Source organism: Priestia sp. JSM ZJ58 (assembly GCF_044383985.1).
Classification (GTDB): domain Bacteria; phylum Bacillota; class Bacilli; order Bacillales; family Bacillaceae_H; genus Priestia; species Priestia zanthoxyli.
On record NZ_JBISEM010000001.1, the window covers coordinates 3827734 to 3839232 of the forward strand.

Below are 11499 nucleotides of genomic sequence, written 5' to 3' on the forward strand. Positions count from 1 at the left end.
CAAGAAGAAGAGATAGAAGGCAATTTTCTAGAAATCACCTTCTATGCTTCTTGATTATTTTTGAATTCGGTTTTCTAAGCGTTTTTGAGCTGCTTCAAGCGAGTCTGTAACGCCCTTACCATTTGTTACCTCTGACACAGCTTTGACTGCTTCACTGTTTGCAACTGAGTAATTGCCTGTAAAATTAACCGGCTTAATATCTTTCATTTCATCTGCGAATGTTTTCCAAATCGTCTGATTGTTAAAGTACTCATCTTGTGCAGTGAATAATTTTGAAGAATATACGGTATTTAATGATGGGAATAATCCGCCCTTCATCGCTTCTTCTTGAACTTTATCTGTTGTTGAGAAATATTCCATAAATTTGTACGCTTCATCTGCTTTTTGGCTATTTGCTGAAATCACATAGTTGCTTCCGCCTAAGTTAGAAGCACGGTTGCCTCCTTCTTCAAACGAAGGTAATAAAAATACTCCCCATTTTCCTTTTAAATCTGGAGCCTGCTGCGTAATAGAACCAGATAGCCAAGCACCAGATGGTGAACTTGCTACTTTACCTTCTGCTAAAGCACTGATTGAAGCATCCCAGCCCACTGTATTTTTAACAATGCCTGCTTCTTTTAACTTCTTATTTAACTCCATCGCTTTTTTCGCTTCTTTAGAAGTTAAATTGAGCTTACCTTTGTTATTAAAATAGAATGTACCTTGCTGCGTTAGTGCCATTCGGAATAAGCCATCGTCATTATTAAAATCTAAACCTAGTAAATCAACGCCAACTTTTTCTTTAATTTTTTTACCAGCCGCAATATAATCATCCCATGTTTTGATGCTGTTTGGATCTACGCCTGCTTTTTCAAAGTAATCTGTGCGGTAGAAAACGCCTGTCGGACCTGCATCAAACGGGAAGCCGTACATGTCCCCATCCTTTGATAAAAGAGCTTTCTTAAACTCTGGAAATTTATCTTCTTGCTTATCGAACCCTTTTTTAGATAGGTTTAAAAATGCTTTTGGAAATGCATCCAAATATCCTTGGAAACGATCGTCTTCTACTAATACAATATCAGGAAGACCTTTTCCGCCAGCCTGCAATCCTGTTGTTAGTTTTGAATAAACGTCTTCACGTCCCATATCCACTACTTTTAATTTAAATCCTGGATTCTCTTTTTGATATTCTGCTGCTGCTTTCTTTAATACCGGTACGTTAATATTCCAAGCCCATGCAACAACTTCTTTTCCACCGCTACCACTTGTTTCATTAGCGGACTTTCCTCCGCATCCTGCAAGTACTAGGGTTAAAATGAGTGCAAAACTGATTAAACTAAACCAACGTTTCAATGAATACCCCTCCTATGATCTCGTCTCCTAGTGTGGCAAGTTTTTTTGCAAACGCTCACGTCTCTTTCTAGATAGAATTATTGAAAAATAATTCTGTATATTGAAAGCGTATACAATTTACTTAATCTAAATTATATGAATGAATACCCTTTTCCTCAATGGTAAATATAAAAGGCAAAAACCTTACATTTTTGCCTTTTTGTAAATTGATTTTGTTATTATGGTTTCTATTAACTTTTTCGTTCATAAAAAAAAGCGAATGTACTGTTATTGTTGAAACAGAACACAATCGCTTATTTAAAAAAATCCAATGTATACTATTTTTTTGCTACATAAGTAACACTTTCTTGCTTATTTGGGACGTTCTAAGGAAAATAATTGCCCCAATTTACTATAGTTAGAACCCGCAAGCCGGCTGACTGGCTTCACACGTTCTGCAGAAACGCGATCGTTTTCTATTACTTTTTCACTAATATGAAACATCACAACTTCACCGATAAACAAATCTGAGCTGTATGCCTCATCCGTTCCTAATGGAACAATTTGGTGAAGTTTACATTCCATTCGAATGCTGGCTTCTTGAATTCCGGGAACCTGCACTTTTTTGCTCGGTGCTAGTGTTAACCCTGTTTCCTCGACTTCACTCACGGAAGAAGGGTAAGAAGATGCCGCTTGATTCACCTGTTCCACTAAGTTTTCGTCTACAAGATGAACTACAAATTCTTTAGATGCACTAATATTTTTGGCCGTATCTTTCGTCATTTGACCTTCACTTCTCGAAACCGAAACGGCAATCAGCGGAGGCTCTGCCGCAACTACATTAAAAAAACTAAACGGCGCGGCATTCACTACACCGTCATCATTTTGACTTGTAATAAACGCAATTGGCCGGGGAATGACGACACCTGTTAGCAAATGATAATTATCTTTTGCATTTTGTACTGCTGGATCAACTACCTTCATTTTACCCACTCCTTTTCTTCCATTTACTTTATTGTATGGTAACGAAAAGAGCATAGATTAGCTAGCAACTTGCTCACCAAACATGCAAAGAAGAGGCTGAGACATAGCTGCATCCATCTCATCTGAAAACCAACTAAAGAGAAGATCCGAACGATAAATCGTTCGGATCTTCTCTTTAGTTTAGCACCGTTACTTTCACTGTACGACGTCCGAATGCTTTTGCAGCTGACTCAGAAGGTACTAATACGTCAATTCGATATCCTTTAATCGCACCGCCCGTATCACCTGCTGTTGCCACTCCGTATCCTTCTACATATACTTTTGAACCTAATGGAATAACGGATGGATCTACCGCAATAATTTTATGAGTGCCTGAACTTACATTTTGTCCAGTGGCTGTTACGCCGCTGCAGCCTGCACAATTAGCTGTATAAGCTGTTGCTTCTACATACATTTCTTTTCCAGAATGCTTTTGTGTGCTTTCTTCTTTTTTCGTTTCTTTTGCTTCTGAAGAAACGGCTGCTTTCTTCTCTGTAGCCGCAGCTGTTTTTACTTCTTGTTTCGGCTCTGTTTTTACTTCTTTTTTAGCTGTTGCTAATTCAGCTTGACGCTTTGCTTCTGCATCAGCCTCAGCCTTTTCAGCCGCCTGCTGTTTTGCCACTTGCTCAGCTTGCTTTTGAGCTGCTTCTTTTTCTTTTGCAATCTTATCTTGAATGCCTGTTAGTTCAGACTGAAGATTTGCTTTTTCTGAAGAAGCTGCATCAATTTCATTTACGACCGTACTGTATTTTTCTTGCATAGTTGTTAACGTTGCTGTTTGTTTCGCAACGTTTTTATCTAATTCAGCTTGTTTAGCCGCTAGGCTACTTTTTGCTGCTTCTAATACTTTTTCTTGCTTATCAATTTCTTTTTTATCTTTTTCAATTTGATCTAAGTCATTTTGATGCTGCTTTAAAATATCATTATCTGCTGACAATAAAGTTGTGACCGCACCCATACGTGCAACAAAATCTCCAAAGTTATCAGCATTCATTAATGTATCAATAACAACGCTTGTTTTATCGTCCTGCTGTAAAGCAACTAATCGATTTTCAATAATATCTTTACGACTTAACACTTTTTCCTGAAGCAAAACGATCTCTTTTTTCTTTTTCTCAATCATTTTGTTCGCTTCTGAAATCTGCTTTTCAGTCGATGCTAACTCTTTTTTATTGCTAGAGATTACTGTATGTAATGAATTTAATTGTGACTGTATGTTTTGAACATCTGAATTGATAGACTGTTTCTCTTTCTCTTTTTGTTGAACAGCCTTTTCTGTTTCTTTAATTTTATTTTCAGTAGTCTGGAGCGCTTCTTCATTCGATTGGGCGTGAGTCTCTGTAATGCCGGTCATGAAGAAAATTCCTGTGACTGCTGCAAGAGTCATACGCTTAAAAATTTTCATAAAGTAATAGTCCCCTTTCCTCATAGACATAGTTATACCATAAAAAACTAGCTGTTTATGTTACAATACAGTTAAAAGTTTCCCATAATCTGTATAACCAAGAATCTCTTTCTGGGAATTTACCACCAAAATCCCTTGATAGAGAGGTTTACTGTTTATTAAAAAAGATATATTTTTGTCACAAAGGGGGCAAAATTACTCTTTAAAAATCAAAATAAACGCTTATTATTACAGCTATATTACAAATTTTTCACAGAAAATTATGTGTTTTACCGTCTTTTTTCTGTGTTTTTTACTTTTTATTACATAAATTCCACCTACATAATTCCTACACTATTTATAAAGTTGTGACTTTTTCACTTCTTTTTTACACTATATATATATAAAAAGACGCCCATAAATCAAATGAGCGTCTTTTTTCTTCACACGTATAGAACCATTATTTTTCAGAGGTTACTAGTTTTAAAGGCACTGGAATTTGCTTATCTACTTTTTTGCCTTGAAGAACATTTTTAGCAGACTTTACGGCAAGTTTACCAATTAAAACAGGCTGCTGGGCTACAGTTGCGCCTAGTTTCCCTTCTTTTACTGCTTTAATTGCATCGTCGTTTCCATCAAACCCTACTACTAATACATCTTTTCCTGAGCTGTTAATCGCTTGAATAGCTCCTAATGCCATTTCATCATTGTGAGCAAATACGGCTTTGATACCAGGGTTTCCTTGAAGAACATTCTCCATAACGTTTAAGCCTTTTGTACGGTCAAAATCAGCTGACTGTTTAGCCGTAATATCTAGCTTTTGATCTGCAACGTTGTGGAACCCTTTTCCTCGTTCACGAGTTGCTGAAGCTCCGGGCACGCCTTCAAGTTCTGCTACCTGAGCTTTTTTACCTACTTTTTTTACAATGTAATCAGCAGCCATTTGACCACCTTTTACATTATCTGAAGCTACCAGTGTTTCCACTTTTCCTTTTTCTGCTGAACGATCTAGCGTAATAACTGGGATGCCTACATTATTAGCCGATTGTACAGCTGTTGAAATAGCGGCTGAATCCGTTGGGTTAATAAGCAGAATGTTAACACCTTGCTGCATTAAATCTTCTACATCGTTAATTTGTTTTGCTGAATCATTTTGAGCATCTACTACAACTACTTCCATGCCCAGTTTTTTTGCTTCTTTTTGTACTCCTTCTTTTAGGGAAACAAAGAACGGATTGTTTAATGTAGACACGGATAAACCAATTTTAATATCTTTTAAATTTTTACTTTCAGATGGTTTCGCCCACTCAGGAGGCTGAAGTGAACAAGCCCCTAACAGTAATAATGAAAATGATAATAGCACGAGCCAAATTTTCTTCATGTTTTTCCCTCCTAAGCTGACTTTTTGCGATCAATTAATACCGCAATTAAAATAACAATTCCTTTTACGACCATTTGGTAAAACGACGAAACGCCGAGTAAGTTCAAACCGTTGTTTAATGTTCCGATAATCAGCGCACCAATTAACGTTCCAACAATGCGTCCACGTCCTCCGGAAAGGCTTGTGCCACCCAGTACTACTGCGGCGATAGCATCTAACTCGTAAGACGTACCTGCCGTTGGCTGAGCAGAATTCAGGCGAGAAGTCAAAATCGCTCCTGATAGCGCTGCCAATAATCCTGCTAGTGAGTAAATCATAACCTTAACTTTCGGAACTTTGATTCCTGAAATAAATGCTGCTTTTTCATTTCCACCGATTGCATATGTTCTACGGCCAAACGGTGTTTTATGCAAAATCACCCATAGGACAGCAAACGCTAGTACCATCGTAATCGCTGGAACAGGAATACCTAGGAAATAGCCTCGGCCAAATAACTGGAAGTAATAGTTTTCGCCTAAGCCCGTAATCGGATTTCCATCTGTATAAACAAGCGTTAATCCTCTAAAAATTGTCATCGTCGCTAGCGTCGCAATAAACGGCGCCATTTTTCCTTTTGTAATAAGTAAGCCGTTAACCATACCCATTACAGCTCCTAACACACATCCTATTAAAATAGCTAAAATAGGATCTACACCTGACACAATCATACCTGCCATTAACGCACTTGATAGAGCAAGTATAGAGCCCACGGATAAATCAATTCCCCCTGTTAAAATAACAAATGTCATACCGAATGCAATTAAAGCATTAATAGCCACTTGACGCAGCAAGTTTAAAATATTTAAAGGTTCTAAAAAGCTTGGATTTAAAATCGATACAATGACAATAAGAATAAATAAACCTAGTAACGGACCTAGCTTTTGCATCACGTTATCAACGCGATTTTCTTTTATCGCTGTTTTTGCTTTCATTTTACTGACCTCCTGTTGCAAATGTCATAATTTTTTCTTGAGTTGCTTCTTCACTTGTCAGTTCACCTGTTATCTTTCCTTCATGCACAACCAAAATGCGATCACTCATGCCGAGTACTTCCGGAAGCTCTGAAGACACCATGATAATAGCCACGCCTCTGTCTGTCAGTTCATTCATAAGCTGATAAATTTCACGCTTCGCCCCCACGTCAACTCCTCGAGTTGGTTCATCTAAAATTAGCACTTTTGGTCCAATGCCAATCCACTTGGCAATAACTACTTTTTGCTGATTTCCTCCCGATAAATTAGCCGCACTCGTCTCAGACGACTCGGTTTTGATCGTTAAACGTTTAATAAGCAAATCTACAAATTGCTGCTCGCTTTTTTGTTCAATAAAGCCTTTTGGCGAAAAGCTGAATAGACTTGGAAGTGCAATATTTTCTCGAATAGAAAAATCCAGAACGAGCCCTTCTGTTTTACGATCTTCTGTAATGAACCCGAGACCTAATTTAATGGCTTGGTCTGGCTTTGTGATACTGACCCGTTTGCCATTTAAGATAATTTCGCCTTTTTCTAACGGATCAAGCCCGAAGATAGCGCGCATAATCTCGGTTCTTCCAGCTCCCATTAGCCCCGCAACGCCGACAATTTCTCCTGATCGCACTGAAAAATGAACGTCTTGAAACACACCTTTTCTCTCCAAGCCTTTTGCTTCAAAAACAACGTCTCCCTTAGGAGATGTCCTAGCAGGAAATCGATCCGTTAGCTCTCTTCCTACCATTTTGCGAACAACATCATCGAAGCTGGTTTCTGGAATCGGCTTTTTGTCTACCGTCTGTCCGTCACGCATGACCGTAATGGAATCACAAATAGCGAAAATCTCTTCCATACGATGTGAAATATAGACAATCGATACACCTTGTTTTCGCAACGCATTAATTACGTCAAATAACTTTTGAATTTCTCTTTCAGTAAGCGCTGCGGTCGGCTCATCCATGATAATCACTTTTGCATTCGTCATCAGCGCTTTGGCTATCTCAATCATTTGCTGCTGTCCGACAGAACAAAGTCCTGCTTCTTGATCAAGAGGAATGGTGACAGCTAATTTTTCAAACTGCTTCTTTGCTAACGCTTTCATTTCTTTTGTTTTTAAAAAACCTAAAGGTGTTTTTAATTCTTTGCCGATAAATAAGTTTTCAAGCACCGTCATTTCAGGCCAAACGTTCAGCTCTTGATGAATAAAGGTAATTCCGTTTTGTTCTGCTTCTTTTGGGTTTTGAAAATACGTCTCTTTGCCATCAATCAGAATCTGTCCTTCATCTTTTTTATGAAGGCCGGTTAAAATATTCATCAGCGTAGATTTCCCCGCTCCATTTTCCCCCATTAGTGCGTGAACTTCACCTTCATGTAATTCAAAATCCACGCCTCTTAGTACACGGTTTGCTCCAAAGGCTTTATGAATCCCTCTCATTGCAATATGCATGCTGTTCACCTCTTTTAAAAAATAACTCCCGCTTGTAAAATACAGTTTGCATAAGGAGTTGCTTCTCCTGTACGAATCACAACTTTCGCTTTGCTTGTCAACATTTTCAATTGTTCATGCGATACTTCTTCTACTAAGATGTTTTGCTTTTCTATCAACTCGTAAGCCTTTTGATTTCTTTCTTTCATTTCAGAAGCAATCACTATTTTTTCTGTAGCCATATCTTCTAACACAGCTACTACTACATCTTCAAAGCTAGGCACTCCTAGCTTTAAAGATAAATCAATTTTAGGCACGTCACTCGGAACAGGTAACCCTGCATCTGCAATGACAATAGTGTCTGTATGACCTAGATCTGTTAGTATTTTCGTAATATGACTGTTAATCATTCCGTGACGTTTCATTTACAGACTCTCCTCCACTTCTTTTCGAGTCGGCATACCGCCTTGCGCACCAAATTTAGTGACGGATAGCGAAGCTGCGCGATTAGCAAACTGAATTCCTTTTTCAAAACCCATTCCTTCGGCAAGTGCCACAGCAAGCGCTGCGTTAAACGTATCTCCTGCTCCTGTTGTATCAATCGTTTCTACTTGATAAGAAGGAACCAATACTTCTTTCTCGCCGTTAAAATAGCGTACACCTTGTTTTCCTTCTGTAATAAACAATTTATTTGGATACTGTTTTAATACTTCTTCTTTTTCTTTTCCTTCAAATAAAAGCGCTGCTTCATGTTCATTTGGAGTGATGTAAGAAACTTGTTCAATCACTTCTGCTTTTAATGGTCTTGCAGGCGCTGGATTTAATAAAAGCGGTACTTTAAGTTCCTGACAAAGCTGAGCAACATATTCAACCGTTTCTTCTGGAATTTCTTGCTGAATAAGTACGATATCAGCTTCTTTAATTTTTTCTTTGGCTTTTTCTACGTAGTCTGGAGTAATATAATCGTTTGCTCCTTTAACAACTACAATGCTGTTGTCTCCTTCAGCGAGTATAATGTGAGCTGTTCCGCTATCTGAATCTGTAACCGGTTTCACATTTTCCACAGATACACCGTTTGATTTGAAATTCTCCAGGATTGCTTTTCCGTAATGATCTTCGCCCACACATCCAATCATACTCACATCCGCTCCAAGCCGGGCTGCTGCAACAGCTTGGTTCGCTCCTTTTCCTCCCGGAACGGTTTTAAATGATTCTCCTAACACTGTTTCTCCAGCTCCAGGACGAATATTTGATGTTACTACTAAATCCATTGATGAACTTCCAATCACAGTTACTTTAGCCATGTTCCTCAACCTTTCGTGTCGTATTTCGTTCAATAAACGTAACGGGTAGTTGTACTTGCTTTTGAATTAAAGGTTCTTTCTTAATGCATTTCATTAACAGACCTGCTGCTTGCTTGCCCATTTCGTAAGCAGGCTGACGAATTGTAGACAGGGCTGGAAACGAAAAGCGGCTTTGCGGAATATCATCAAAACCAATCACTTGAAGATCATCAGGCACGCTTTTCTCTAATCGAAACGCCTCATGTAAAACAGCTGTGGCTACAATGTCATTACTTGCGATAATCCCGTCTGTTTCAGGGTACTTTTGAAAGATTTCCTTTGCCCATTTCTGCGCATCGTCAAATGCTAGAGAATTTGTATTTAATACGTAAAAGTCTGCATCAGACTGACTCAAGACAGAAAGAGAGCCTTGAAAACGTTCCTGAGCAGGCTTTACATTTACTGGACCTTTGATAAGAGTAATTCTTTTACTTCCTCTTTTGATTATTTCTTCTGCAGCGATTTTCCCGCCTTCAAAACCATCAGCATAAACGGATGGATACTGATCAGAACTTCTATCTAAAAACACGACGGGAAATGTAAGACCTTCATATAGTTTCTGAGCTAAACTTGTTGTTGCCGTAATCATTCCTACTACATGATTTTGCGTAAACGTTTGGAGATATGTCAATTCTTTCTCTAACTGCTCATCACTATTGCCAAGAATTAAACGAAATCCATGGCTATGTACTTCATCTTCTATTCCTCGTGCGAGCTGAGGGAAAAAAGGGTTTGTGATGTCTGGAAGCAATAGACCAATCAAACGTGATTCACGTGTATAAAGCGAACGGGCTACTTCGTTAGGGCTGTAGTTTAATTTTTGAATTGTATTCATTACTCGCACACGCGTGTCTTCTTTTACATACCCTGTACTGTTTAAAACACGCGAAACGGTCGCAACGGACACACCTGCTTCTTTTGCTACATCACGAATTGTTACCACTTTATTTCCCTCCCTCCATATATGTAACCGTTTACACAAATGATATCATGGAAAAGTGAAGTTGACAATCTTTTTATCAAAAAAAAATCACTCCATTAAGAAGTGATGTTTCTTTCATTAGATATTAGCGTCTAGTTTCTTAAATAATTTCAAAAATTGCTCTTGATCTTTCGGCTCATAGCAAGAAAAGAAATGAGCAATCATCTTTTGCACAATTTCATTTGCTTCTTCAATCACTTGTTCACCTTTAGCAGTTAACTCAATGTTTACCTTACGGCGATCCTCTTTAGAGTGATAGCGTGAAACTAACTCTAAGTCTATTAAACGAGTAATAACAGGAGTGATCGCACTAGGCTTTACACGCATCTCCTCTGCCAGCTTGGTTACTCCAATATGACTGCATTTACCGATAATTAATAAGATATGATATTGAAAAGGCGTAATCCCTTGTGAAAGTAACCTTTCTTTTATCTCTGTCATTACCTTTTTGTTAAGGGATATCGAAATTCTCTGGACCTCTTCAATAAATGTGAGCTGTTCCATGTTTTGACGTCCCCTTTCTTATAATCAGGGAGTCGATTCTAACATGTCAGCCCCCTGCTGCACTCCAAGCGAAACCTAACCTGGGGAGAGCGGCTAGTTTCGCGGAATGCTTATGACCTATTTTCTATCTGTTTTATTCCGTACTATTATAATAGAAGAAACTCATTCATTATCGTTTTTCTTAAACGATCTTAAAGCTTTACGAAAAGCGTCATCATTCATAACGTCACGTTCTTCTTTTGTAAAAACCGTGTCGTCTTTTTCGCCTTCTCTAAACTTTTGCAGCACTTGACGATACATATCATCGTTCATGACATCTTTTTCTCTCTTATGTCTAGATGTTCTTGTTTCCGTCTTCGCCTGCGGCTCTTTTGGCTCTTCTTTTGGTGTTTCTTTTGATGCTGCAGGTTTTTCTTCTGCTACTTTTTTCTCTTCTACTTTTGGCTCTTTAGGAGCATTTGAAGCAGCCGCTTCTTTTTTAGGTGGAACTGTACGCTGGCGCTTAGAAGATGATGCTTTAGCATTCATTGTAATAATTAGGACAACCAGAATCACAGCTACAACGATCAGTAAAATACCTAACATACTGTCACCTACTGTCCTTGTGTCATTCGTTTAGTCACTTGAACAACACGTTCTCCTAACGCTTTACCTAGCGCTTGGTCGTTCTCTGTTAATAATTCGTCACCTTCGATTGGACAAGTAATTCCCACACCGTAATAAGTACCGTACAGCGCATTTTCTGGAATGTTACCTGGTAAGCCAGCGATCACCATTCCTTGGTGAAGCATTGGTGTAATTAAATTTAAAAGCGTTGCTTCTAAGCCACCGTGCGTTGTAGCTGTTGTACAGAACACCGCACCTACTTTATCAATTAATTTACCTTCTGCCCATAAATAACCTAATTTATCAATCCACGTTTTTAACCCTGAACTGATTGTTCCAAAATGCCCTGGGCAGCCCCAAATAATAGCATCCATTTCAGGCAGTTCACGTACATCTGCTTCTTCGACATGCTTTACATATACAGTTGCTTCTCCAGACAGCTCAGCGCCAGAAGCAATCGCTTTTGCTAATGCCTCTGTATGTCCGCCTTCACTATCATATACGATACAAATTTTCATCCTTTATCCCTCCG

The 11499-nt window shown here is 38.6% G+C and carries 12 protein-coding genes; all 12 read right to left on the minus strand.

Features of this window, described 5'->3' with window-relative positions; all coding sequences use genetic code 11:
- Nucleotides 1–54: 54 nt before the first annotated feature.
- The 12 genes from ACH6EI_RS19795 to ACH6EI_RS19850 all read right to left on the minus strand — a co-directional run bounded on the left by ACH6EI_RS19795 (nt 55) and on the right by ACH6EI_RS19850 (nt 11485).
- Nucleotides 55–1332, minus strand: coding sequence for an ABC transporter substrate-binding protein (locus ACH6EI_RS19795; protein ID WP_028412189.1), 1278 nt, complete (start codon nt 1330–1332; stop codon nt 55–57).
- A gap of 351 nt (nt 1333–1683) precedes the next feature.
- Nucleotides 1684–2295, minus strand: coding sequence for a flavin reductase family protein (locus ACH6EI_RS19800; protein ID WP_028412188.1), 612 nt, complete (start codon nt 2293–2295; stop codon nt 1684–1686).
- A 175-nt stretch (nt 2296–2470) separates the two neighbouring features.
- Nucleotides 2471–3739: a 3D domain-containing protein gene (locus ACH6EI_RS19805; protein ID WP_034269680.1), complete on the minus strand. Its 1269-nt coding sequence runs from the start codon at nt 3737–3739 to the stop codon at nt 2471–2473.
- A 439-nt stretch (nt 3740–4178) separates the two neighbouring features.
- Entirely contained in the window at nt 4179–5099 is a 921-nt protein-coding gene (gene rbsB / locus ACH6EI_RS19810) for a ribose ABC transporter substrate-binding protein RbsB (protein ID WP_108674411.1), read from the minus strand.
- An 11-nt stretch (nt 5100–5110) separates the two neighbouring features.
- Nucleotides 5111–6070: a ribose ABC transporter permease RbsC gene (rbsC, locus tag ACH6EI_RS19815; RefSeq protein WP_108674410.1), complete on the minus strand. Its 960-nt coding sequence runs from the start codon at nt 6068–6070 to the stop codon at nt 5111–5113.
- A 1-nt stretch (nt 6071) separates the two neighbouring features.
- Nucleotides 6072–7553, minus strand: a complete 1482-nt coding sequence (locus ACH6EI_RS19820; RefSeq protein ID WP_028412185.1) for a sugar ABC transporter ATP-binding protein — start codon at nt 7551–7553, stop codon at nt 6072–6074.
- A 14-nt stretch (nt 7554–7567) separates the two neighbouring features.
- Nucleotides 7568–7957, minus strand: coding sequence for a D-ribose pyranase (gene rbsD / locus ACH6EI_RS19825; protein WP_108674409.1), 390 nt, complete (start codon nt 7955–7957; stop codon nt 7568–7570).
- A complete protein-coding gene (gene rbsK, locus ACH6EI_RS19830) occupies nt 7958–8836 on the minus strand; it encodes a ribokinase (RefSeq protein ID WP_028412184.1) in 879 nt (292 codons plus the stop codon).
- Nucleotides 8829–9818: a LacI family DNA-binding transcriptional regulator gene (locus tag ACH6EI_RS19835; RefSeq protein WP_049163042.1), complete on the minus strand. Its 990-nt coding sequence runs from the start codon at nt 9816–9818 to the stop codon at nt 8829–8831. The genes rbsK and ACH6EI_RS19835 overlap by 8 nt, the downstream gene beginning before the upstream one ends.
- Nucleotides 9819–9935: 117 nt before the next feature.
- Entirely contained in the window at nt 9936–10361 is a 426-nt protein-coding gene (locus ACH6EI_RS19840) for a MarR family winged helix-turn-helix transcriptional regulator (protein ID WP_028412182.1), read from the minus strand.
- 162 nt (nt 10362–10523) lie between these two features.
- Complete coding sequence (locus tag ACH6EI_RS19845; RefSeq protein ID WP_108674408.1) at nt 10524–10946, minus strand: hypothetical protein; 423 nt, start codon at nt 10944–10946, stop codon at nt 10524–10526.
- A gap of 8 nt (nt 10947–10954) precedes the next feature.
- Nucleotides 10955–11485, minus strand: a complete 531-nt coding sequence (locus ACH6EI_RS19850) for an NAD(P)H-dependent oxidoreductase (RefSeq protein ID WP_014461382.1) — start codon at nt 11483–11485, stop codon at nt 10955–10957.
- Nucleotides 11486–11499: the final 14 nt, after the last annotated feature.

Excerpts from the sequence above, each read along its gene's own strand:
- ACH6EI_RS19800 (WP_028412188.1), bottom strand. The coding sequence starts at position 2,295 with ATGAAGGTAGTTGATCCAGCAGTACAAAATGCAAAAGATAATTATCAT.
- ACH6EI_RS19805 (WP_034269680.1), bottom strand. The coding sequence starts at position 3,739 with ATGAAAATTTTTAAGCGTATGACTCTTGCAGCAGTCACAGGAATTTTC.
- rbsB (WP_108674411.1), bottom strand. The coding sequence starts at position 5,099 with ATGAAGAAAATTTGGCTCGTGCTATTATCATTTTCATTATTACTGTTA.
- rbsC (WP_108674410.1), bottom strand. The coding sequence starts at position 6,070 with ATGAAAGCAAAAACAGCGATAAAAGAAAATCGCGTTGATAACGTGATG.
- ACH6EI_RS19820 (WP_028412185.1), bottom strand. The coding sequence starts at position 7,553 with ATGCATATTGCAATGAGAGGGATTCATAAAGCCTTTGGAGCAAACCGT.
- rbsD (WP_108674409.1), bottom strand. The coding sequence starts at position 7,957 with ATGAAACGTCACGGAATGATTAACAGTCATATTACGAAAATACTAACA.
- rbsK (WP_028412184.1), bottom strand. The coding sequence starts at position 8,836 with ATGGCTAAAGTAACTGTGATTGGAAGTTCATCAATGGATTTAGTAGTA.
- ACH6EI_RS19840 (WP_028412182.1), bottom strand. The coding sequence starts at position 10,361 with ATGGAACAGCTCACATTTATTGAAGAGGTCCAGAGAATTTCGATATCC.
- ACH6EI_RS19845 (WP_108674408.1), bottom strand. The coding sequence starts at position 10,946 with ATGTTAGGTATTTTACTGATCGTTGTAGCTGTGATTCTGGTTGTCCTA.
- ACH6EI_RS19850 (WP_014461382.1), bottom strand. The coding sequence starts at position 11,485 with ATGAAAATTTGTATCGTATATGATAGTGAAGGCGGACATACAGAGGCA.